Annotated in this window: 22 protein-coding genes and 1 pseudogene; 11 read left to right on the forward strand and 12 right to left on the reverse strand. The window is 65.4% G+C overall.

Annotated elements, in window-relative coordinates; translation table 11 throughout:
* Positions 1-60 precede the first annotated feature (60 nt).
* From BST27_RS14905 to BST27_RS14925, 5 genes are read left to right on the forward strand one after another with little or no spacing between them, the layout of a single operon-like run.
* The gene (locus tag BST27_RS14905; RefSeq protein ID WP_069419393.1) at positions 61-1,302 is read left to right on the forward strand and encodes a virulence factor Mce family protein; all 1,242 of its coding nucleotides are present in this window, start codon (positions 61-63) and stop codon (positions 1,300-1,302) included.
* Positions 1,302-2,459: a virulence factor Mce family protein gene (locus BST27_RS14910; protein ID WP_069419341.1), complete on the forward strand. Its 1,158-nt coding sequence runs from the start codon at positions 1,302-1,304 to the stop codon at positions 2,457-2,459. Before BST27_RS14905 ends, BST27_RS14910 begins: the two co-directional genes overlap by 1 nt.
* Positions 2,459-3,886 (forward strand): MCE family protein, encoded by a 1,428-nt coding sequence (locus tag BST27_RS14915; RefSeq protein ID WP_069419342.1) that lies wholly within the window; start codon positions 2,459-2,461, stop codon positions 3,884-3,886. Before BST27_RS14910 ends, BST27_RS14915 begins: the two co-directional genes overlap by 1 nt.
* Positions 3,887-3,915: 29 nt before the next feature.
* A complete protein-coding gene (locus BST27_RS14920; protein ID WP_069419343.1) occupies positions 3,916-4,263 on the forward strand; it encodes a DUF732 domain-containing protein in 348 nt (115 codons plus the stop codon).
* Positions 4,264-4,276: 13 nt separating this feature from the next.
* Positions 4,277-4,903 (forward strand): CAP domain-containing protein, encoded by a 627-nt coding sequence (locus tag BST27_RS14925; RefSeq protein ID WP_069419344.1) that lies wholly within the window; start codon positions 4,277-4,279, stop codon positions 4,901-4,903.
* On the opposite strand, the gene BST27_RS14930 is transcribed toward BST27_RS14925, so the two are convergent.
* The 3 genes and pseudogenes from BST27_RS14930 to BST27_RS14940 all read right to left on the reverse strand — a co-directional run.
* Positions 4,873-5,847, reverse strand: a complete 975-nt coding sequence (locus tag BST27_RS14930) for an NAD(P)H-dependent flavin oxidoreductase (RefSeq protein ID WP_069419345.1) — start codon at positions 5,845-5,847, stop codon at positions 4,873-4,875. The genes BST27_RS14925 and BST27_RS14930 overlap by 31 nt on opposite strands.
* Entirely contained in the window at positions 5,837-6,256 is a 420-nt protein-coding gene (locus BST27_RS14935) for an NYN domain-containing protein (RefSeq protein WP_069419394.1), read from the reverse strand. Before BST27_RS14935 ends, BST27_RS14930 begins: the two co-directional genes overlap by 11 nt.
* Positions 6,257-6,301: 45 nt before the next feature.
* Positions 6,302-6,853: pseudogene (locus BST27_RS14940) on the reverse strand (PPE family protein); the annotation flags it as partial.
* A gap of 433 nt (positions 6,854-7,286) precedes the next feature.
* Here BST27_RS14940 and BST27_RS14945 point away from each other — a divergent pair.
* The gene (locus BST27_RS14945; protein ID WP_069419395.1) at positions 7,287-8,195 is read left to right on the forward strand and encodes an NAD-dependent epimerase/dehydratase family protein; all 909 of its coding nucleotides are present in this window, start codon (positions 7,287-7,289) and stop codon (positions 8,193-8,195) included.
* Here BST27_RS14945 and BST27_RS14950 read toward each other — a convergent pair.
* The 5 genes from BST27_RS14950 to BST27_RS14970 form a co-directional block, all read right to left on the reverse strand.
* Positions 8,186-9,007 (reverse strand): alpha/beta fold hydrolase, encoded by an 822-nt coding sequence (locus tag BST27_RS14950; protein ID WP_069419347.1) that lies wholly within the window; start codon positions 9,005-9,007, stop codon positions 8,186-8,188. The two genes, BST27_RS14945 and BST27_RS14950, sit on opposite strands and share 10 nt — an antisense overlap.
* A gap of 32 nt (positions 9,008-9,039) precedes the next feature.
* Entirely contained in the window at positions 9,040-9,795 is a 756-nt protein-coding gene (locus BST27_RS14955; RefSeq protein WP_069419396.1) for an SDR family NAD(P)-dependent oxidoreductase, read from the reverse strand.
* Positions 9,796-9,915: 120 nt separating this feature from the next.
* Entirely contained in the window at positions 9,916-10,185 is a 270-nt protein-coding gene (locus BST27_RS14960) for a hypothetical protein (protein WP_069419348.1), read from the reverse strand.
* A 70-nt stretch (positions 10,186-10,255) separates the two neighbouring features.
* Positions 10,256-11,725 carry an amino acid permease gene (locus BST27_RS14965; RefSeq protein ID WP_069419349.1) on the reverse strand — a complete coding sequence of 490 codons (1,470 nt, stop codon included), beginning with the start codon at positions 11,723-11,725 and terminating at the stop codon, positions 10,256-10,258.
* Between the two features lie 23 nt (positions 11,726-11,748).
* Positions 11,749-12,018 (reverse strand): EF-Tu/IF-2/RF-3 family GTPase, encoded by a 270-nt coding sequence (locus BST27_RS14970; protein ID WP_069419350.1) that lies wholly within the window; start codon positions 12,016-12,018, stop codon positions 11,749-11,751.
* Between the two features lie 87 nt (positions 12,019-12,105).
* Between BST27_RS14970 and BST27_RS14975 the strand changes: the two genes are divergently transcribed.
* Positions 12,106-12,477 (forward strand): hypothetical protein, encoded by a 372-nt coding sequence (locus BST27_RS14975; protein ID WP_069419351.1) that lies wholly within the window; start codon positions 12,106-12,108, stop codon positions 12,475-12,477.
* A 6-nt stretch (positions 12,478-12,483) separates the two neighbouring features.
* On the opposite strand, the gene BST27_RS14980 is transcribed toward BST27_RS14975, so the two are convergent.
* The gene (locus BST27_RS14980; RefSeq protein WP_069419352.1) at positions 12,484-13,494 is read right to left on the reverse strand and encodes an NADP-dependent oxidoreductase; all 1,011 of its coding nucleotides are present in this window, start codon (positions 13,492-13,494) and stop codon (positions 12,484-12,486) included.
* A gap of 74 nt (positions 13,495-13,568) precedes the next feature.
* Here BST27_RS14980 and BST27_RS14985 point away from each other — a divergent pair, with 74 nt between their 5' ends.
* The 3 genes from BST27_RS14985 to BST27_RS14990 all read left to right on the forward strand — a co-directional run bounded on the left by BST27_RS14985 (position 13,569) and on the right by BST27_RS14990 (position 15,885).
* Positions 13,569-14,417 carry a class I SAM-dependent methyltransferase gene (locus BST27_RS14985; protein WP_069419353.1) on the forward strand — a complete coding sequence of 283 codons (849 nt, stop codon included), beginning with the start codon at positions 13,569-13,571 and terminating at the stop codon, positions 14,415-14,417.
* Between the two features lie 175 nt (positions 14,418-14,592).
* Positions 14,593-14,742: a hypothetical protein gene (locus BST27_RS32435; protein WP_156789264.1), complete on the forward strand. Its 150-nt coding sequence runs from the start codon at positions 14,593-14,595 to the stop codon at positions 14,740-14,742.
* A 93-nt stretch (positions 14,743-14,835) separates the two neighbouring features.
* On the forward strand, positions 14,836-15,885 hold the full coding sequence (locus BST27_RS14990) for a M48 family metallopeptidase (RefSeq protein ID WP_069419354.1): 1,050 nt from the start codon (positions 14,836-14,838) through the stop codon (positions 15,883-15,885).
* On the opposite strand, the gene BST27_RS14995 is transcribed toward BST27_RS14990, so the two are convergent.
* Positions 15,882-17,024: a serpin family protein gene (locus BST27_RS14995; protein WP_069419355.1), complete on the reverse strand. Its 1,143-nt coding sequence runs from the start codon at positions 17,022-17,024 to the stop codon at positions 15,882-15,884. The genes BST27_RS14990 and BST27_RS14995 overlap by 4 nt on opposite strands.
* A 62-nt stretch (positions 17,025-17,086) precedes the next feature.
* Between BST27_RS14995 and BST27_RS15000 the strand changes: the two genes are divergently transcribed.
* Entirely contained in the window at positions 17,087-18,592 is a 1,506-nt protein-coding gene (locus BST27_RS15000) for an FAD-dependent oxidoreductase (RefSeq protein WP_139805166.1), read from the forward strand.
* A 26-nt stretch (positions 18,593-18,618) separates the two neighbouring features.
* On the opposite strand, the gene BST27_RS15005 is transcribed toward BST27_RS15000, so the two are convergent.
* Positions 18,619-19,461: a glycoside hydrolase family 16 protein gene (locus BST27_RS15005; RefSeq protein WP_069419356.1), complete on the reverse strand. Its 843-nt coding sequence runs from the start codon at positions 19,459-19,461 to the stop codon at positions 18,619-18,621.
* Positions 19,462-19,535: 74 nt separating this feature from the next.
* Entirely contained in the window at positions 19,536-20,705 is a 1,170-nt protein-coding gene (locus tag BST27_RS34515; protein WP_069419357.1) for a PPE family protein, read from the reverse strand.
* Between the last annotated feature and the right edge of the window lie 50 nt (positions 20,706-20,755).

Genomic DNA, 20,755 nt, shown 5'->3' on the forward strand with positions numbered 1-20,755 from the left:
GCCCGCGCAAGAGCCCACCCAACAGCCCACCCGACAGCCCGGAGGTCCGTCGTGACCCGGATGTCTCAGAAGCTGCGGCGTGTCCGCTCGGTGCTGGCGACAACGCTCGCCCTGGTGTTCGTCGCGGGGGTAATTGTCGCCATGCGGACGGCGGGCGAATCCGACCGGATCGTCGTGGTCGCCTACTTCGAGAAGAGCACCGGAGTCTTTGCCGGGGACGACGTGCGCATCCGCGGTGTGCCGGTAGGCAAGATCCTCAAGATCGAACCGCAACCGCTGAGTTCCAAGGTTTCCTTCTGGGTCGACGGCCGGTACAAGGTGCCCGCCGACGCCAAGGCGGCGATCCTGTCCCCGCAATTGGTGACGGGCCGGGCTATTCAGCTGACGCCGCCGTACAGCGGCGGGCCGACCATGTCCGACGGCGCGGTCATCCCGCAGGACCGCACCGCGGTTCCGGTCGAGTGGGACGACCTGCGGACTCAACTGCAGCGGTTGACCGAATTGCTCAAGCCCACCCAGCCGGGTGGTGTCAGCACCTTGGGCGCGCTGGTCAACACCGCGGCCGCCAACTTGCGCGGGCAAGGTGCCACCATCCGCGACACCGTCATCAAGCTGTCGCAAGCGGTTTCGGCGCTCGGCGATCACAGCGACGACATCTTCGCCACCGTGAAAAACCTGTCGACGTTGGTCACTGCGCTGCATGACAGCGCCGACCTGCTCGAACAGCTGAACCACAACCTGGCTGCCGTGTCGTCGCTGCTGGCCGACGATCCGAACAAGGTCGGGCGCGCCGCCGAGGACCTCAACGCCGTGGTGGCCGACGTGCAGAGTTTCGTCGCAGACAACCGCGAAACGATCGGCACCGCAACCGACAAGCTCGCCTCGATCACCAATGCACTCGTCGGAAGCCTCGACGACATCAAGCAGACGCTGCACATCAGCCCGACCGTCTTGCAGAACTTCAACAACATCTACGAGCCGGCCAATGGCTCGCTCACCGGCGCGCTGGCGGGTAACAACATGGCCAACCCGCTCGCGTTCCTGTGTGGCGCGATTCAGGCCGCTTCCCGGTTGGGCGGCGAGGAGGCCGCGAAACTCTGCGTGCAGTACATGGCGCCGATTGTGAAGAACCGCCAGTACAACTTTCCGCCGTTGGGGGAGAACCTCTTCGTCGGTGCGCAGGCCCGCCCCAACGAGGTCACGTACAGCGAAGAGTGGATGCGGCCCGATTTCGTACCGCCCATTCAAACCGACCCCGCGGCCGGGCTGGAGGGCCTGATGCTCCCGCCGGGAGGCGGCTGATGAGCATTCCGTGGCGCCGCGCGGCAGCGGGCCTGCTACTCGTCGTGGTGGTGTCCGCAACATCCAGTTGTGGCTGGCGCGGCCTGAATTCACTGTCGCTGCCCGGCACCGAGGGTAATGGCCCGGGATCCTACGTGATTCAGGCTCAGATGCCGGACGTCAACAACATTCAGCAGAATTCACGAGTCCGGTACGCCGACGTGACGGTGGGCCATGTGACGAAGATCGAACGTCAGGGCTGGCATGCGCTGGTGAGCATGCGACTCAACGGCGACGTCGATCTGCCCGCCAACGCGACGGCCAAGATCGGCACGACGAGTCTGCTGGGTTCGTACCACATCGAGCTGGGGTTGCCCCCCAAAGGCGAAGAGCCACAGGGGAAGCTGCGTGGCGGCTCGGTCATTCCGCTGTCCCGCGGGGGGGCCTACCCGAGCACCGAGCAGACCTTGGCGGCGCTGTCGTTGGTACTCAACGGCGGCGGACTGGGCCAGATACAGGACATCACCGAGGCGTTGAGCACCGCGTTCCGCGGTCGGGAGCAGGACCTGCGCAGCCTGATCGGGCAACTGGACACATTCACCGCATACCTCAACGACCAGTCTGGAGACATCATCGCGGCCGCGGACAGCCTGAACCGATTGGTCGGCAAGTTCGCCGCGCAGCAGCCGGTCCTGGACCAGGCCCTCGCGACCATCCCGGATGCGCTCGGGGTGCTCAACGACGAGCGGGACAAGCTGGTCGAAGCGGCGGATCAGTTGAGCAAATTCAGTGCGCTGACCGTGGATTCGGTCAACAAGAGCAAGACGAACCTGGTCCGGGAGTTGACCCAACTCGGTCCGGTGCTGGACTCGCTCGCCAACGCCGGGCCCGCCATGACCCGGGCGTTGTCGCTGTTGCTCACGTTCCCTTTCCCGAACGAGACGTTCCAGAACTTCCAGCGCGGCGAGTACGCCAACCTGACCGCGATCGTCGATCTCACGCTCAGCCGCATCGACCAGGGTCTGTTTACCGGCACTCGGTGGGAATGCCATCTCACCCAGCTCGAGCTGCAGTGGGGACGCACCATCGGGCAGTTCCCCAGCCCCTGCACAGGCGGCTATCGAGGCACACCCGGCAATCCGTTGACCGCCCCCTACCACTTTGACCAGGGACCCTGATGCTGCACCTACCGCGTCGAGTCAGGCTGCAGCTGGCCGTCTTCACCGTCATCGCCGTTGGCGTGCTGGCGGTCACCTTCCTGCACTTCGTCAAGCTGCCCGCCATGCTGTTCGGCGTCGGCCGATACACCGTGACGGTGGAGTTGCCGGAAAGCGGTGGGCTCTATGACACCAGCAACGTCACCTACCGAGGCTTCGAAGTGGGTCGGGTGGATTCGGTGCGGCTCAGCCAAACCGGCGTCGAGGCGGTCCTTTCGCTCAAGTCCGGCATCGACATCCCGTCGGACCTCAAGGCCGAGGTGCACAGTCAGACGGCAATCGGGGAAACGTACATAGAGCTCTTGCCTCGCAACGCCACATCGCCACCCCTGAAGGACGGCGACAAGATCAGGGTCGCCGACACATCGGTTCCGCCGGACATCAACGAGCTGCTCAGCGCTGCCAACACGGCGCTGGAAGCGATTCCCCACGACAACCTGCAGACCGTGGTGGACGAGTCCTACACTGCGGTGGGCGGACTCGGCCCGGAGCTTTCCCGACTGATCACGGGTACCTCCACCCTGGCCATCGACGCGCGGAAGAACCTCGACCCATTGGTGTCGCTGATCGACCACGCGCCGGCGGTACTCGATACGCAGAATCACAGCTCGGATGCGATCACCGCGTGGGCGGCGCAACTGGCCGCCGTGACCAGGGAGCTGCAAACTCACGACGACGCCGTCGCCGGTGTCATCGTCAACGGTCCGCCGGCGCTGGCCGAGACGACCCAACTGGTCGAGCGACTGCAACCCACCCTGCCGGTCCTACTGGCCAACCTGGTCAGCGTCGGGCAGGTCGCCCTCACCTACCAGAACGACATCGAGCAAATACTCGTGGTGTTTCCGATGGCCGTCGCAGCCGACCAGGCGGGCGTCGTGGCCAACCTGAACACCAAGCAGCCATATCGGGGTCAGTACCTGAGCTTCAACCTGAATCTCAACTTGCCGCCGCCCTGCACCACCGGATTCCTGCCGGCACAACAGCAGCGAGGGGCCACGTTCGAGGACTCTCCGGCTCGCCCACCCGGTGATCTGTATTGCCGGGTACCGCAGGACTCGATGCTGAATGTTCGTGGCGCACGCAATATTCCATGCGAAACGGTGCCCGGCAAGCGGGCGCCCACCGTGAAGTTGTGCGAGAGCAGTGAAAATTTTGTGCCGCTCAACGATGGCTTCACTTGGAAGGGCGATCCCAACGCCACCCTGTCGGGCCAGGATGTCCCGCAACTGCCGCCCGGGTCACCGCCGCCCATCGCGGCCGCGCCGTACGACCCCGCCACCGGCACCTATGTCGGACCCGACGGCCAACGCTATACCCGGGCCGACCTGGCCCAAGCCGCCCCGAAGGACAAGACATGGCAAACGATGCTGCTGCCTCCGGGCAGCTGACCAACCCGCCGCCCCGGTATGAGGCAACAATGATGCAGCGCAGGATGACTCACACGGCAATGGCAGCCGCGCTGCTAATTGGCGTCGCGCCGATGACGGCCATGCCGCGTGCCGGCGCCGACGTGGTGGCCTACCTGGTCAATGTCACAATGCGTCCCGGCTATAACTTCGCCAATGCCGATGCCGCCCTGGCGTACGGACATAGCCTCTGCGACAGGCTGTCTCAGGGCCGCACCTATGCACAGCTGATCGGCGACATCAAGGCAGACTTCAACACCACCGACGACTATCAGGCCTCCTATCTGCTCAGCCAAGCCGTCAACGAGCTATGCCCGGCGCTGATCTGGCAACTGCGAAACTCCGCCGCCCGGCGATAGAAGGGAGACCGCTATGCATCCTCGAGGGCTGGCCCTGTCTGCGTTGCTCGCCACGAGCACCACGGGGGCCACAGTGGGGCTCGCCGCTCCCGCCGCGCAGGCCGACAACAAGCGACTCAACGACGGAGTCGTCGCCAATGTCTTCACCATTCAGCATCAGGCCGGCTGCACCAACGACATCAAGATCAACCCGCAGCTACAACTGGCCGCGCAATGGCACGCCGTTGACATACTCAACCACCGGAACCTGGACGGGGACACAGGTTCTGACGGGTCAACACCGCAAGACCGCGCCAATGCCGCCGGGTTCCGCGGGAACGTGGCTCAGACCGTGGCGATCAATCCCGCCATGGCAATCAGCGGGATCGAGGTACTCAACCAGTGGTATTACAACCCCGGCTACATGTCGATCATGTCCAACTGCGCCAACAATCAAATCGGGGTGTGGTCGGAAAACAGCGTGGACCGCACCGTCGTGGTGGCCGTTTATGGTCAATCCGACCGCCCGGCCCCACAGGGGAACGTGCCGATCGATCCCAGCCCCCACTACGACGCCAGTGATGAGGTCGAATATGCCGTGGACTGGTTCCCGTGGATCCTGCGTGGCGTTTATCCACCACCGGGCATCCCACCGCAGTGAAAGCGGGACAGCGTGGCGCCGAGGACTTCGCGGCACCCGGCCCACATCTGCTGAATGATGTCGGCGGCCGGCGGCAGGTCTTCGATGCGGCCGGCCACCTGACCGGTGTTCGCGACGCTGGCGTCCATGTCGCCGTCGAAATAGAGCCGCTGCACACGCTGCAAGGCCGCGCCGCCTTCTTCGACAGACGCTGACGCGTCGAGCTTGTCGGCGGCGGGCGTTCGGATCACCCGCATCATTCGCTTGCCGTCGAGCGGAAGCATGACGGTGGAGGTCTCGTCGGCGCGCACGACCGCCTGCTTAAGGTTCCCGTGTACCGGCGAGTCCGCCGAGGCGAGCAGCCGGGTGCCCAGCTGGACGCCTTCCGCGCCCAGCACCAACGCGGCCGCCATGGACCGGGCATCACAGATCCCGCCGGCGGACACGACCGGAACGTCGACGTGGGCCGCCACCAGCGGCAGCAGCACCATGGTCGAGGCGCCGAACCGGTTCTTGAATCCGCCTCCTTCGACGCCCTCGACCACCAGGCCATCCACTCCAGCGTCGACGGCCTTTTTGGCTGCGGCCAGGGTTCCCACCACATGGAATACCGTGATGCCCGCGTCGTGCAGCCGCGCGGTGAACAGTGCGGGATCCCCCGCCGAGGTGGTGACGAAACGAATCCCGTTGGCCACCAACAGGTCTATGACTGCTGGGTCGCGGTTGAACAGCAGCGCGATGTTGGCACCGACGGGCCGGTCGGTGAGGTCGCGCACTCGTTGCAGATCGGCCCGTCCCTGCGGCGAGGTGGTCTCGATGATGCCCAGTGCGCCGGCGTTCGATACCGCCGCGGCCAATTGCGCTCCGGCGATGTAGGTCATTGGCGCCTGGATGATGGGGATGTCTGTCCCCGCGAGTTGGCAGACCCGGTTGGGTGCCGTCTGGGCGGTCTGGTCAATCGCCATCGGTTGCTCCCGCGGTGGTGTCGGGCTGATCGATGAGGTTGCGGAAGCGCTCCGCGCGGTAGACGGATGCACCCATGCCGCGCACTCGGTCGGACAGTGCCTTGTCCGACGTGACGACTCGAATGTCGGGTTCTGCCTCCTCGTCTACCAGTCGCCGCACCAGGCGGACGATCTCATCGTCGGCCGAGTTGGCGGCGGCTTTGGGCGCGTGGGCGATCTCGATCACGGACGAGCGGATTGCCTTCGACGGCGGCCGTTCCAGCACGACGGTGACCTGCTGCGGGTCGCCTTCGGCCGATGCCCAATGATCGAGTCGTTCGACCAGATCGACCATCGCGCCGTGGCGGTCCTTCCACCATCCGTCTGGACGGCTGCCAATGACGTTCATGGCGTCAACAATCCACCGCACACTCACTCCTTCACGGGGCTCCAGCCCAAGCGTAGGAGACGAGGGTCAGGTTGTGCCCTGGAAGAACAGGCCCGAGATGTTGTTGCCGACGTTGGCGATCCCGGAGACGAAGCTGTGCAGCGCGAGATCCAGCACACCGGTGTTGGCGAATCCCGATATACCGCTGCCGAAGTTGTTGAAACCGGAAATTAGGCTTCCGTAGTTCTGGTAGCCCGAGCCGCCGAGCAGGCCGGGAGCGTTCTTGTTGAACCAACCGGACAGACCAGCACCGCTGTTGGCGTAGCCGGAATTGCCGCCGGTGCCGCTGTTGAAGAAACCCGACGACGGCGTAGTGCTGGTATTGAAGAAGCCGGGCGCTGGGGGAACATCGAATTCCGCAATGATCGTGCCGGGCAGGTGGATGCTCGGGATGGAAAGTGGCGGTGTACTGAAGGCCCCCAGCCCAATTGGCCCGAGGGTGAACGACGGAATCGTGATCTCGGGGGTGGTGATCTGAGGCAGGGCGAATCCTGCGAGCTTGACCGGGCCGATGGTGAGCGGTGGAGTGGTGATCTCCGGGATTGACACCGACGGCAACGTGAACTGCCCCAACCCAACCGACGGCATGTGCGATGCCCTTCCGACCCGTTTCGGTGAGCATCTCGTTGGTGTGTCAGCGCACAACCGAAAATTGACTCCTGCGTAGATAACAGGCCCGAATGTTTCGAACTGTGATAATTATTGAGATTGATGTAAAAAAGCTGTACACGGCAATTCCAGGAGGTCTTGCAGCTCCTGGAAGTCAAGCGGGTACGGCTTGCTGGATGCCGAGATCTGTAGCTGGGTAACCCCTTTCGAGCACTACGAATGACCGGTCAATTTGGCGCTTCGTGCATGAATTCATCGCGCACGAGTTGCAACGAATTGCAATTAATCACGGTCGACAAATAAACGGCAAATAGTGCTATCCCATCCTGTGGGGCCACTGACCGCGGGGCCGTACCACGCGGGCGACGAAAACAAGCAGAAGCACACGGCATACCATCGGCCGATGCGTGAGTCGAGGATCCTGATCACCGGCGCGACGGGACAGGTCGCCGCTCCCATCGCCAAAGCGTTGGCAGCCGACAACGAAGTTTGGGGCATCGCCCGCTTCACCAGCCCCGAAGCCCGGGCGGATCTCGAAAGCGCTGGCGTGCGGTGCGAAGCGGTCAACTTGGCCGCCGGTGACTTCACCGCGCTGCCGTCCGACTTCGACTACGTGCTCAACCTCGCGGTGGCCAAGAGCGGCAGGTGGGACAAGGACCTCGGCGCGAATGCGGAGTCTGTCGGCCTGCTCATGTCGCACTGCCGTGGCGTAAAGGCGTTCCTGCACTGCTCATCTGCGGCCGTCTACGATCCGCCGGACGACGAGCTGCGCACCGAGCGCGCCGCGTTGGGCGACAACCACAAGTTCCTGTTCCCAACCTATTCCATCTCCAAGATCGCGGGGGAGACCGTGGCCCGGACGATGGCCCGGGTCCTCGGCGTCCCGACCACCATCGCCCGTCTCAACGTCCCCTACGGCGACAACGGCGGGTGGCCGTACTTCCACATGGAGATGATGTTGGGCGGCATCCCGATCCCTGTCCCGCCCGGCGGACCCGCCCGCTACAACCCGATCCACGAGGACGACATCATCGCCTCCCTCCCGAAGTTGTTGGAGGCGGCGTCGGTTCCGGCGACCACCATCAACTGGGCCGGGGACCAAATTGTCAGCATCCAGGAATGGTGCGCCTATATCGGCACGCTGATCGGGCACGTGCCGGTTTTCGACGAAAGTGAGCAGGCCCTGCGCGGCAATCCGGTCGATGTGACACGACTACACCAAATCGTCGGTCCCACAACCACTGTCGACTGGCGGGACGGGATCCGCCGGATGGTGGCCAAGTTCCATCCCGAGTTGGTGCGTCAGAGATAGGCCAGCAAGCGTTCGGCGAAGACCTCGGGGTGCTCCCGGTGCATGAAGTGCCCGCCCGGGACCTCTTCGACGGTGTACTCGTTCTCGAACATCCGGGCAGCGCCGCGGTAATCGTCGGGGGTGACGATCGGGTCGTCGAGGCCTGCGAACACCACGGTCGGCACGGTGATCCGCGTCTTCAGTGACGGCGAAGGTTTGGGGGAGAGCTTGCGGTAGTAGCCGAACGCCGCGTTCAAACTCGCCGGATCGGCGAAACTCTCACGGACGGCATCGAACTCGCTCGGGTCCGGGTTCCACGTCGGAGACCATCGCCGGTAGATCACCGGAAGGGCAGCGAAGTCGTTGCGCGCAAACCGTTGTGGGGCGCCCGGCAGTTTGTAGGCCGCGAAATGGCGAACGCCCCACAGCTTCTTCGGTGACGGTTTGAGCGCCGCCGGGTGCGGGATGCCGATAACGAAGAGCTTCGTCACCCGCCGCGGATCAAGCGCCGCCGCGCCGTACGCGGCGGAGGCGCCCCAATCGTGCCCGACAACGACGGCATTCTGGGCGCCGAGCGCTTCGATGAGCGCGAGCGGATCACCGGCCAGGGTCTCCTGATCGGGGTCTCGGTCAGGCACTTCGCTCGGGTGGTAGCCACGCATGAAGGGGCTCACCACCCGGTAGCCTTTCGCAGCGATCCGCGGCCGAAGGTCGTCCCAGGAATGCGCCGTGTCCGGAAATCCGTGCAGCAGCAGCACCAGCGGTCCGGAGCCTTCTTCGAGGTAGGCGAACCTCAACCCGTTGGCAGCGACGAATTTGATCTCATCGGCCATGGGTTCATGACATTACGCCGCATACCGACGGCTCACATCACCGCGCCGCCGTTGACCCCGAGCACTTGACCCGTGATGAACCCGGCCTCCTCCGAGCACAGGAAACCGACCGCCGCGGCGATGTCCTCGGGAGAACCCATGTGTCCCACCGGGATCAGCTTTGCCAGCTGATCGGGCGAACCCAACTTGCCCTGGGCCTGAGATTGGCGCGACATGGGTGTGTCGATGCTGGACGGCGGCACGCTGTTGACCGTGATTCCTTTCGACGCATATTCGCTCGCAAGTGATTTCGTCAATGTGATGACCGCCCCCTTGGACGCCGCGTAGTGCGCCATGCGCGGCGACCCGCGTTGCGCGCTGGAGGACGAGATGGTGACAATGCGCCCCCAGCCCGCCGCGATCATGTCCGGCAGCGCCACCTGGCAGCAGTGAAAGGTGCCGTGCAGATTGATGTCGACGATTTCCAGCCAGGACTCGACGGTGATGTCGGTGAAACGACAAAAGCTCGCCTTGCCGGCGCTGGTCACCAACACCGCGACCGGCCCCAGCACCCTTCGCACCTCCGCGAACGCGGCTTCCACGGCCGCCCGGTCGGTGACGTCGACGTCGACGCCCAGCGCGGCGACGCCGCCCGATTCCAACTCGGCTGCGACCCGCCGCGCGGCCTCGCCATCGATGTCCAGGACTCCCACTTTGTGGCCGCGCTCGGCGAGTTCGCGGCAAGTGGCTTCACCGATGCCCGACGCCCCACCCGTCACCACCGCCACGCGGTTCTGCGCCCCGGTCAATCGGTTGCTCCCTTCATCGGTGAATCGTCGAGCGTCGAGAACACCTGATTCTCTCGTGTCGCCGAACCGCAAACGGAATCGGCCCGGACCACTGGTCCGGACCGATTTCCGCTAAAGGTGTCAAACGCGCTCGGAGCCGGGCCCCTTGAAGTAGCGGTTGAGGAAGCCGACGGCACCGATCGCCGCGACGGCCCCGATCACGCCCCACACCACGAAGTTGACGGCCAGAGAACCCACGAACCAGCCGTAGCTCATGGACCAGATGAGCGTCCAGATGATGCGGAAAAACGACCAGGCCGCGGTCGCTGCGAGGCTGATCCCGATCCACAGGCTGTACTGGCGGTCGACGCGGTTGATCTGCTGCTCGACAGCGGCTGGGACGATGTTCATTGTCTTCCTTTCGCGTGTGACGCCGCCTCGTTGGTGACGTCGTTGCGAGAAGTACAGACGGGGCCGGCGGCTACCGATCCCAACTCTGGTTCATCTCCGCCTGGAATTGCCGGTAGCGTTCCGCACGGCCGGGACGGCGGCGGACGATCAGCCACCCGATGCCCAGGGCCGCGAACCAGAGCGGAAACCATGCCAGCGCAACCGCGGTTTCCGGTTCGTTCAACAGGGTCCAGATCACAAAGACGAAGAAGGCCAGCACCGCCCAGCACGTCGCCACACCACCTGGCATCTTGTACGCCGACTCGGCATGACGCTGTGGGTGTCGACGGCGGTAAGCGAAGTAGCTGACCACGATCATCGTCCACACGAACATGAACAGCAGTGACGAGACGGTCGTGATGATGGTGAAGGCCCCGATCACCGAACCGCCCGCGTAGAGCAGCGGAATCGCGATGAGTAACAGGGGAGCGGTCACCAGCAGCGCCGGGGCCGGCACGCCGCCGCGGTTGAGTCGGCGGAAGATCGACGGTGCGCTACCCTCGTCTGCCAAGCCGAAAAGCATTCGACCCGTGGAGAATACGCCGGAATTCGCCGATGATGCGGCCGAGGTGATCACCACGAAGTTGACGATCGACGCCGCCGCCGCAAACCCCGCGAGGGAGAACATGGTGACGAACGGGGAGTGCCCGCTGGTGAACCGCCGCCACGGTACCACCGCAAGGATGGCCAGCAGCGCTCCGACGTAGAAGATCGCCACCCGCACCGGGACCGCGTTGATCGCGCGGGGCAGGGTGCGGCGCGGATCGGCGGTTTCGGCGGCTGCGGTGCCCACCAGCTCCACGCCGACGAACGCGAAGAACGCGATCTGAAACCCGCTGACCACGCCCATGAATCCGGTTGGAAAGAAACCGTTGTCATTCCAAAGGTTGGCGAGCGTCGCGCGGTCACCGTCCGGAGAAACGAAGCTGGTCGCCACCAAGAAGCCGCCCACGACGATCAGCCCCAGGATCGCCACGATCTTGATCAACGCGAACCAGAACTCGATCTCGCCGAAGTTGCGGACGCTGAACAAGTTGAAGGCGAGCACCAGGGTGACCGTCAACACCACCGGTAACCAGGACGGCAAGCCGGACCACCAGAACTTTGAATAGCCGGTGATCGCAACGACTTCCGCGATGCCGGTGACCACCCAGGCGAACCAGTACGACCACCCCACGAAAAAGCCCGCCGCGGGGCCCAGCAGGTCGGCCGCGCAGTCGACGAAAGACTTGTAGTTCAAATTCGACAGCAGCAACTCACCCATGGCGCGCAGCACGAGGAACACGAAGATGCCGATGATCCCATACACCATCAACACCGCCGGTCCGGCCAGCGAGATCGTCCGCCCGGAACCCATGAACAAGCCGGTGCCGATCGCACCGCCGATCGCTATCAGCTGTATCTGGCGATTGGAGAGGGCGCGATGCAGGTGCGACGAGGCCTGGGTGGCTTGCGTGGCCGGGGTGGCCTCAGACGCGTCGCCGACAAGATCACTCGCCATGACTTAGCTCCATCAGGGATCCCTCAGGCCAGGAAATAGCCGGATGTGGTGAGCACATCGCCGGCCGCAAGATCGTCCTTCGACAGCTTCTTGAACAGCAGGCCAACGGTTTCGCCGGGGACCGCCTTGTCCAACTTCTTACGGAATGCCTCGATGGCGTCGACTTTCACCCGGCGGCCATCGTTGATCGCCACCTCGTCACCGACGCGAAGTTCCCCGTATTCAACCTGTCCGGTCGCCACGGCCCCGCGCCCACGAATGACAAACACGTCTTGCACCGTCATGCGAAACATGCTGGGAAACGGTACTAGCCGTACCGTTGTCCTGCGAGATGCCACACTGTTCAGGATCTATGAACAGCCTAGGCACAAGGAGGTGACGTGGGTTGGTTCAAGCGGGCACGTAACGCCAGTGCGGGACAACGAGTTACCCGAGCCGATAAGCGGCAGGCGGAGGACAGCCTCGCGGAGCTCAGCGCGCTCAACGCCGAGCGGGAGCGGCTGACCCGCGAAGGTTTGGCGGGTGTGGCAACGATCGTCGGTATCCGCGAGAACGTCGCAACCACCACGCTGGGCTCGTGGCATGAACTACAGCTGGACGTGCAGCTGCCCGACCAGGACCCGTACCGGGCCACGCGGCGAGTGGCGCTCGAGCTGGCGACGGCGCCGCACATCACCGTGGGTGCTCAAGTCCCGGTGCGCGTCGACCCCCGGGATTGGTCCGTGGTCCTCGTCGTCGCGGCGGCCGGCTAGGTCCGGCTAGGTCAACTTGACCAAGAGCTTGCCGACGTTCTTGCCGTCGAACAACATGTTGATGGCCGTCGGCAGTTGTTCGAAGCCCTCGACGACGGTCTCGAGCGGCGTCAACTTGCCGGCGGTGATCAAGCCGGCGATCTCGCTGATCGCCTCGCGCGCGCGGCCGAAGTGGTCGAGCACGATGAAGCCCTGTAGCTTGGCCCGCTGGATGAGCAGGTTTCCGAACGCGCGCGGCCCAGGCGGGGGATCTTCGGCGTTGTAGCCCGAGATCAGGCCGCAGAGGGCGATGCGCGCGCCGATGTTGAGACGCGCGAAGACGGCGTCCATGATGTCGCCGCCGACGTTCTCGAAGTCGACATCGATGCCGTCGGGCGTGGCATTGGTCAGCTGAGTCAGCCAATCGTCGGCCTTGTAGTCGACCGCGGCGTCGAAGCCGAGTTGCTCGGTGAGCAGCGCACACTTGTCGGGGCCACCCGCGATTCCGACGACGCGCGCGCCGTCGGCCTTGGCCAATTGGCCCGCGACCGAACCGACCGCGCCCGCCGCCGCCGAGACCACCACCGTCTCGCCCGGCTTGGGCTTGGCGATGTCACGCATCCCGATCCACGCGGTCAGCCCGGTCATCCCGAGCGCGCCCAGGTAGGCACTCGGTGAGACCCCCTCGGCGACTTCGACCGGCAGCAACGGCGCCGTGGCGGACGCGACGACGTACTCCTGCCAGCCGACCAGGCCCTGCACGATCTGGCCGACCGGATAGTGCGGGTTCTTCGAGGCGATCACCTCGCCGATGCCGCCGGCGCGCATCACCTCGCCGATACCCACCGGAGGCAGGTAGGTCGGAGTGTCGTTGATCCACATGCGGTTGGTCGGGTCGAGGGAGATCCAGTCGATGCGGACCAGGGCCTCGCCGTCGCCGATCTCGGGAATCGGTTCTTCATGCAGCTCAAAAGTGTTGGGGCCGATCCGTCCGGCGGGGCGCTCGCGGAGCAGGAACTGGCGGTTTCGATCAGGCATAAGCGCACCGTACACACGCCGAGCAGGCGCCCGAAGACCGCCGGCCTTGTCGGAGGGGGTGCTATAACGCAGCTATGTCAGATTCGGCGCACGTCATCACGCATGTTTCCGACACTGCCCGGTGGACGGCCCTGCACCGGGCCACCGAATCGGCACGCCCTGACGCGCTGTTCAGCGACCCATACGCCGAACGCCTCGCGGGTGAACAGGGCCAAGCCATCGTTGCCCGAGTTCCGCGATCCACCCGCAACGGCTGGTGGCTGGTCGCGCGCACCAAACTCATCGACGACGCCATTCTCGACGCGATCGCCCAGGGCTGCGACCGGGTGCTGAATCTGGCGGCCGGCCTCGACACCCGCCCTTACCGGCTGGATCTGCCTGCCGATCTCACCTGGGTGGAGGCCGACCTGCCACCGTTGCTCGCAGAAAAGACGCAGCTGCTCGCGGACGCCACCCCGCGCTGCAAGCTGATCCGCAGCGCCGTCGACCTGTCCGACCCGCAAGCCCGCGACGCCTTCTTCGACGAGGCGCTGGACGGGGCCAACCGGGCGCTGGTGCTGACCGAGGGCCTGCTGATGTACCTCGAGGAGCGCGACGTCGTTGCGCTGTCCACCGCCATCAAACAGCCCAGTGTCGCCTGGTGGATGCTCGACTTCGCCGGACCGGGCCTGAAGAAAATGATGAACAAGAGAATGGCGGGTCTGCTGGAAAATGCGCCGTTCATCTTCGCGCCCGAAAACGGGTTGGCCTTCTTCGAGGACCTCGGCTGGCGGGTCATCGAATCCGAATCGCTGCTCAGCGCGGCGCGTCGGCTGCACCGATTGCCGCCGCTGATGCGCCTCGCTGCCCGGCGACCCGAACCGGACCCGCGCAAACCGGGCCCGCGCAGGCCGTGGAGCGCCGCAGCCCTGCTCACGCAGTGATCTGCATGAACGACCACCTGGCCGCCCCTACCGTGAAAAATTCACGGCAAATTCTCAACTTCGGACACGGTTTGGTCACAGGTTTGCTGGGCATCCTGTGGGACAAGCGTGAAGACGCATCCAGAGAGCCAAGGTTCGTCCGCGGACGTTGCACAGGGGGAAGGAGCTGAAAAGCGTGGCAAAGTCATCGAACTCTACGGTGATCGATCTGCAGTCACACCCCAAGTGGATCGCGGCACACCGATACGATCGGCAGCGCCTCGAGGCCATGCGGCGCCACCCCGCATACCTGGGTCGTCGCCCCAGCGCCGACACCCCCGCCTGAGCACCTGCCGGCCGGGACGCCTGGCTTTCTCAGAACCGTTGTAGACGGCCCCCGATATCCTGAAAAACCGGACCATCGAGGGGACCCGCGTACATGTCTCAGCCACCCGCCACCACTCGGATCACCCTTCCGGGCATAAGTTCGCGTGCGTGGGAGCATCCCGCTGACCGCACCGCGTTGTCGGCGCTGCGCCGGCTCAAGGGATTCGATCAGATTTTGAAGTTGCTGTCCGGCATGTTGCGGGAACGGCAGCATCGGTTGCTTTACCTGGCCAGCGCGGCCCGCGTGGGACCGCGGCAGTTCGCCGACGTCAACGCGCTGCTCGACGAATGCGCCGACGTTCTCGATGCCCCGGAGAAGCCCGAGATATTCATCAGCCAATCGCCCGTCGCCAACGCCTACACGATCGGGATGGATCAGCCGTTCATCGTCCTGACGTCCGGGCTCTACGACCTGATGACCCACGACGAGCTGAGGTTCGTCGTCGGCCACGAACTCGGTCACGCCCTATCCGGTCACGCGGTGTACCGCACGATGATGATGCATCTGATGCGGTTGGCACACTCCTTCGGCTTCATGCCAGTCGGCGGTTGGGCGCTGCGTGCGATTGTGGCCGCGCTGCTCGAATGGCAACGCAAATCGGAACTTTCCGGCGACCGCGCCGGGCTGCTGTGCAGCCAGGATTTGGAAACCGCGATCCGTGTTGAGATGAAGCTGGCGGGCGGCAACCGGCTCGACAAGCTGGACTCGGAGGCCTTCTTGGCGCAAGCACGGGAGTACGAAAAATCCGGGGACATGGTCGATGGGGTGCTGAAGTTGCTCAATTTGGAGCTGCAGACCCATCCGTTCTCGGTGCTGCGCGCCGCCGCGCTGACCCGCTGGGTCGACACCGGTGGCTACGGCCGCATCATGTCGGGGGACTACCCGCGCCGCGAGGAAGACGAAAAGTTCTCTGTCACAGATGATTTCAGTGAAGCGGCCCGCCACTACAAAGACGGCTTCGACCAATCGGACGACCCGCTGATCAGGGGCATCCGGGACGGCCTCGGCGGTGTCGTCGATGGCGTGGGGCGAGCCGCCACCACCGCCGCAGATACGTTGGGCCGCAAGATCAACGAGTGGCGCCAGCCCCGCAACGGCTAACCCGTAGAAACTGCGCTCACTTCGGCCGGGTCGCTGACCCACGCGGCAAAGACCGGCACACCGGCCCACGGGTCGCGCCTGTGGCGACCACCGGTCACGGCGACCACGGCGTAGGGATGACCGAAAATCAGTGTCGCCGTGCGTGACAACCCTAGCGGCAGCATCGCGCTGCGCAGCGCGACCGCGGTCACGGCCGCGGCCTCGAAGCCGAACTGGCCGTAACGGGCCACCGCGGATTGCCGCGCGTCAACTTCGGGGGGCACCGATACGGCCGCACCGATTGCTCGGGCGACCGCGCCGAAACCAAGGCGCCGATCAGCGCTCAGGTCATGGTCCGACGATGCCGTCCAGGCCGGCAACACCACCCGGACCTGGTCACCACCCGGTCGGCGTTCCTCGGTGATCGTCCAGAAATCCCCTTGTCCCAGAGGCAATTTCGACAGACCCAGGCGGCGCACCGGGCTTCCGTTCGCATCCCGACGGGCGATGTCGTGCGCCGCGGCCAGCACCGCCTCGGACGGCGCGTCCGCGCGCGCGATGACCGACGTCACTTGGAGGGAGTCGCTGCCGAAGGCGGTGTGCACCGCCACGAGGCCCAGATCCGCCACCTCAGTGAGGTAGCCATAGGCACCGTGCAGCGTCAAGACATCGGCGACCTTGGCACTCCACGGCGATGCCAAATCGGCGGCGTCGGCCAGGTCGTAGGGGCGCAACCAGCTGATGCGGGTCGCCAACGCGCTGGCCAGTACCGCCGCCATGCCCGAAACCGCGACCGGAAAACGATCGATCAGGCCGTCGGTGTGATCGCGCGCCCACGCATCGGCCTGCGCCTGGGTAGGAATCGGGCCCGCTTGGACAGCGGCGGGCAACCGATCCGGCCATCCGTCCAGGCCCCACATCGCCAGCGCGATCCGAACCGCCTCGGGCGGGTCGGCAAGCAGATCATCGAGCGCGCGTCGGGCGCGCTTCGCGTCGGTTCCGAGCACCCCTTCGAGTTCGTCTCGGATCGCCCCGCGCGCCACCGGAGCGGTGAGCGCCAGGATCAACCACGCACCGAGCGGCGACGACACCGAGTGCGTTCCGGCGTGCAGCCGGCAGAAATTCCGGGCATACCGCACAACGAGCGCGCCGACGTCCACGCACCGCACTGTAACCAGGTGTGCGGTGTTTCAGCTGGCCTGACCCGGGTATCAGCTCAGGCGTGACTTCACTTTGGCTGGCCAATCGAGGCGAACCCCGCTGGACCGCAAGCACGCTGGATGACGGCGGCCATTCGGCCGACGTCATCGTCGTGGGTGCCGGCATCACCGGACTGACGACCGCAGTCTTGTTGGCGCGCGCCGGCAAAGACGTGCTGGTGGTGGAAGCACGGACGGTCGGCGCCTGCGCCACCGGCAACACCACCGCCAAGCTGAGCCTGCTGCAGGGCACCCAACTGACGAGCGTCCAGGCCAAGCACAGCAAGAAGGTCGCTCGCGCCTACGTCGAAGGCAATCGCGAAGGCATGGAGTGGGTGCTCAACCACTGCGAGACGAACGGGATCCCCGTGCAGCGCGAGGATGCGTACACCTACGCCCAATCGCAACGGGGAGTTCCGTCGGCACGCCTCGAATTGAAGGCCTGCGAGGCGGCGGGATTGCCTGTCGAGTGGGCCGACGATGCCGACGTTCCGTTCCCGTACCACGGCGGTGTGCGACTGGCCAATCAGGCACAGTTCGACCCGATGCCGTTCCTGGACTCGTTGGCGGCCGAGTTACTCAGGCGTGGTGGACGCCTGGTCGAACGCACCCGGGTACGTCGGGTGTCCCTGCTGGGTAAGGGCCCACGGGTGTACGTGACCGACGCGACCCGACGCGAAGTCGAACTTCAAGCCGACAAGCTCGTGCTCGCCACGGGAACTCCGATCCTGGACCGCGGCGGGTACTTCGCCCGGGTGAAACCGTCGCGGTCCTACTGCCTGGCCTTCAAAGTGCCGGGCTCCATCACCCGGCCGATGATGCTTTCCACCGATTCGCCGACGCGTTCGGTGCGCTACGCGCCGACCCCCGACGGCGAAATGTTGATCGTCGGCGGCGCCGGACACACCGTCGGTCGGAAGAAGAGCCCGTCGCAAGCACTTGAGGAACTGACCTCCTGGGCCCGTGAGCACTACCCGGGCGCGGAGCAGACCCACTTCTGGTCAGCACAGGACTACACGCCGATCGACAGCCTGCCGTACGTCGGCCCCATCTTGCCAAACAGCGAAAGTATTTACATTGCAACGGGTTTCAACAAGTGGGGGATGACCAACGGTCCCGCCGCGGCATTGGCGTTGTCCAGCCGGATCCTGGGCGGGCGGATGGACTGGGCCGACGCGTTCGCCAGCTGGAGCCGCCACGAGATCACCGGCTTGCCGACGGCCCTGCAAGCCAACCTCGAGGTCGGTTTCTATCTGCCGAGGGGATGGATCACGCCGGCGACGCGCATTGCCCGACGCAGCCCTACGGATGAGGGCGGCGTGGTCAGCGGACCGCCGTGGCACTTGCAAGCGCGAAGCCGAATCAACGGAACCGAAAAGCAGGTCTCGCCGGTGTGTCCGCATCTGGGCGGCATCGTGAACTGGAACGATGCCGACCAGGCGTGGGAGTGCCCGCTGCATGGCTCGCGGTTCGCGCCCGACGGCACGGTGCTGGAAGGGCCCGCCACCCGCGATCTGACCCCGTGCTGACCACGGTTTGGATGGCTGGGTAGCCGTCACCAGACTCGGACGTAGTCCACCAGCATCTGGGCGGGGTAGGTTCCGGGGCCGGGGTCACCGCCGCCGGAGCCGGCAACCGCAAGATTCAGGATCGGGAACACCTGGTAGCCCGGGTTGTTGAAGGGCCAGTCCGCCAGGGAGTTGGCCGGCACCGTGAAGTAGGGCTGTGCTCCGTCGGTGTAGTCGAGCCAAAACCGCATCCCGGCGTCGTCCCACTGGACCCGCCAGGTGTGCCACCCGTTGTCCACCCCGATGTTGTGCGTCTTCCATTCGGAGCCGTTCGAGCGGGCGTGCACGGTGGTCGCCGAGGGCCACTTGCCGTTCCCGTACCACTCGATGATGTCGATTTCACCCTGCGCGTCACTGGACAACCACCAAGCCGGCCAGGCGCCTGCCGTCAGGCAGTCGAACTTGATGCGCGCTTCCCAGGTGTGGCCGATGCCGCCCTGCCAGGGGCTGAACACCTTGCCGCCGTAATAGGTGTCGCCATCCTTGAAGGCCTTTATGACCAGGTTGGAGTTGCCGTCGATGAAGACGTTGCGCCGGTCGTCTCGGTACTGCCCGACGTGTTCGGGCAGCTCCCAGTACGTCGGATCCTTCATCGTTTCGCGGGCCTTGGACACCGTCCACTTCGACGGATCCGGGGCCGAACCGGCCGGTCCGTCGAACTCGTCGTGGAAGATGTATGTCCCTGTGGCGCCGCTGGGCGCCGCTGGCGGCGGGACCCGGTCCAGTGGTCGGGGGAGTGGATCAGCGTGAACGGGGGCCGCTGGTAGCGCGGCCGCGCCGGTCAGCAGGCCCGTCATCAACAGCAAACGGCGACGATCAATTTCCGGCATTAGCAAGGCACCCTAGCAGCCACGCCGGACCCGATGAAAATCGACGACCTGCCGCTTGGTGCCGTCCGGAGCCACTAACCCGCCGCCGGCGGCCTGGTCATGAAGGTCAACCTGAACCCGTATGACGGGGTCTTTCGACCGTTACCGGCGTTGATGTACTGCCCGAACGGCGGGGCCACCGGAACGTGGTCGGCGACGGCGCCCTCGACGGCGGCCTCGATCGCCGAGACGTTCGCGGCAGCTGCGACCCCCGGGTTGGGCGTCGCGCTGGCCGTCCAGCTGACCGGCACCGATAGCCCACCGACCGGAACCGATCGGCCCAGACCAGCGGCCACGCTACCGACACTGCTCGACAGCTTGGGTGCTGCGGAGGCGGCCTGGGCGGCGCCTTGGGCCACCGGAGCCACACCGGCGAACTTGGACATGTTGACCGAGGCGCTACTGACCTGCCCCAACGCCTGTCCCGATTGGAACACCGCCTGGAGCAGCGGCAGGTAGGGCGGGATGTATTTGCTGTAAACGGGAGCGAGGTCGTCGAACGGCGTGTGGGCGATGAGCCACTGGTCGATCGCCTGGCCATTGATCGGCGCGGACAGGGTTCGCAGGACGTCGCTGACCCTTGCGTTGATCTGTGACGTCACCTGGAAGATTTCGCCCTGGACGGCTTCACTCTGGGCTTTGAGCACCGAAAGCGCCTGGTCAAGCAACCCGCCGGGGCTCACCACTTCGGCAGGCTCCGGCAGTTCCGCCAACTGCGTCGCGGCCGCCGAACTGCCCGCGTAGGCGTACATCGCTGCCGCGTCCTGAGCCCAGAACTCCATGTACACGGCTTCGGTGGCAGCGATCGCCGGGGTGTTCTGGCCAAGAAAGTTGGTGGCCACCAACGCCGCCAACAATGCCCGATTGGCCGCGATCACCGGTGGCGGGACCGTCGCCGCGAACGCCGCCTCAAAGGCCGTCGCCGCGGCGTACGCCTGGGTCGAGGCCTCTTCGGCTTCCTCGGCGCTGCTGTCCAGCCAGGTGATGAACGGAGTGGCGGCAGCGAGCAGCTGCGCCGACGCCGCTCCCAGCCACGGACCGCTCGTCAGCCCGGTGATCACCGAACGGTGACCCGCCGCGACCGCCTGCAAGTCGGCCGCCAGCGAACCCCACGCCGATGCGGCGGCGAGCAGTGGTCCCGCCCCCGGACCGGCATATAAGCGCCCCGAGTTGATCTCGGGCGGCAAAACGCCATAGTCAACCATCGCTTGTTGTCCCCTGATGCCTGTAGACCGCTCAGCCGGCAGCCGCTGCG

The sequence above is a fragment of the Mycobacterium intermedium genome, assembly GCF_002086275.1.
In the GTDB taxonomy this organism is placed as follows: domain Bacteria; phylum Actinomycetota; class Actinomycetes; order Mycobacteriales; family Mycobacteriaceae; genus Mycobacterium; species Mycobacterium intermedium.

What these genes read in the sequence shown, in the direction of transcription:
- BST27_RS14910 (WP_069419341.1), top strand. Translation starts at nt 1,302, where the DNA reads ATGAGCATTCCGTGGCGCCGCGCGGCAGCGGGCCTGCTACTCGTCGTG.
- BST27_RS14945 (WP_069419395.1), top strand. Translation starts at nt 7,287, where the DNA reads ATGCGTGAGTCGAGGATCCTGATCACCGGCGCGACGGGACAGGTCGCC.
- BST27_RS14970 (WP_069419350.1), bottom strand. Translation starts at nt 12,018, where the DNA reads ATGTTTCGCATGACGGTGCAAGACGTGTTTGTCATTCGTGGGCGCGGG.
- BST27_RS14915 (WP_069419342.1), top strand. Translation starts at nt 2,459, where the DNA reads ATGCTGCACCTACCGCGTCGAGTCAGGCTGCAGCTGGCCGTCTTCACC.
- BST27_RS14965 (WP_069419349.1), bottom strand. Translation starts at nt 11,725, where the DNA reads ATGGCGAGTGATCTTGTCGGCGACGCGTCTGAGGCCACCCCGGCCACG.
- BST27_RS14950 (WP_069419347.1), bottom strand. Translation starts at nt 9,007, where the DNA reads ATGGCCGATGAGATCAAATTCGTCGCTGCCAACGGGTTGAGGTTCGCC.
- BST27_RS14990 (WP_069419354.1), top strand. Translation starts at nt 14,836, where the DNA reads ATGTCTCAGCCACCCGCCACCACTCGGATCACCCTTCCGGGCATAAGT.
- BST27_RS14930 (WP_069419345.1), bottom strand. Translation starts at nt 5,847, where the DNA reads ATGGCGATTGACCAGACCGCCCAGACGGCACCCAACCGGGTCTGCCAA.
- BST27_RS15005 (WP_069419356.1), bottom strand. Translation starts at nt 19,461, where the DNA reads ATGCCGGAAATTGATCGTCGCCGTTTGCTGTTGATGACGGGCCTGCTG.
- BST27_RS14920 (WP_069419343.1), top strand. Translation starts at nt 3,916, where the DNA reads ATGATGCAGCGCAGGATGACTCACACGGCAATGGCAGCCGCGCTGCTA.
- BST27_RS14980 (WP_069419352.1), bottom strand. Translation starts at nt 13,494, where the DNA reads ATGCCTGATCGAAACCGCCAGTTCCTGCTCCGCGAGCGCCCCGCCGGA.
- BST27_RS14905 (WP_069419393.1), top strand. Translation starts at nt 61, where the DNA reads ATGTCTCAGAAGCTGCGGCGTGTCCGCTCGGTGCTGGCGACAACGCTC.
- BST27_RS14960 (WP_069419348.1), bottom strand. Translation starts at nt 10,185, where the DNA reads ATGAACATCGTCCCAGCCGCTGTCGAGCAGCAGATCAACCGCGTCGAC.
- BST27_RS34515 (WP_069419357.1), bottom strand. Translation starts at nt 20,705, where the DNA reads ATGGTTGACTATGGCGTTTTGCCGCCCGAGATCAACTCGGGGCGCTTA.
- BST27_RS14925 (WP_069419344.1), top strand. Translation starts at nt 4,277, where the DNA reads ATGCATCCTCGAGGGCTGGCCCTGTCTGCGTTGCTCGCCACGAGCACC.
- BST27_RS14985 (WP_069419353.1), top strand. Translation starts at nt 13,569, where the DNA reads ATGTCAGATTCGGCGCACGTCATCACGCATGTTTCCGACACTGCCCGG.